We start from the raw sequence: 364 nt of genomic DNA, 5'->3' as shown, positions 1-364 counted from the left end.
GTCACTATCGTATGCAAATTAATTTTGAACAGTTGCGAAGTCTTATGAAGAAGTCTGGCATTCCAGTTTCTCGTGATAGTGCTCCTACAGGGGTAGATTATCCTTATATTGTGTATGAATTTGTGAATGAGCAACATAAGAGGGCTTCTAATAAGGTTCTAAAAGATATGCCACTTTATCAAATTGCAGTTATCACAAATGGAACTGAAAAAGATTATGAGCCATTAAAGGATGTCTTTAACGAAGCAGGCGTGTCTTATTCTCAATTTGATGGAATGGGTTATGACGAGAATGACGACACTATCACGCAGTTTATAACGTATGTGAGGTGTATCCAGTAATGGCTTCAAATAACAATGGCTTT

At 36.8% G+C, this 364-nt stretch carries 1 protein-coding gene; it reads left to right on the top strand.

Annotated elements, in window-relative coordinates; genetic code table 11:
* On the top strand, positions 1–341 hold a 341-nt coding region (locus FE392_RS20340), incomplete at its 5' end, for a hypothetical protein (RefSeq protein ID WP_319931920.1).
* Positions 342–364: the final 23 nt, after the last annotated feature.

This window comes from Xenorhabdus santafensis, assembly GCF_033949405.1.
In the GTDB taxonomy this organism is placed as follows: Bacteria; Pseudomonadota; Gammaproteobacteria; order Enterobacterales; family Enterobacteriaceae; genus Xenorhabdus; species Xenorhabdus santafensis.
Note: the sequence above shows the minus strand (reverse complement) of the source record. Positions and strands in the feature narration are given on the sequence as shown.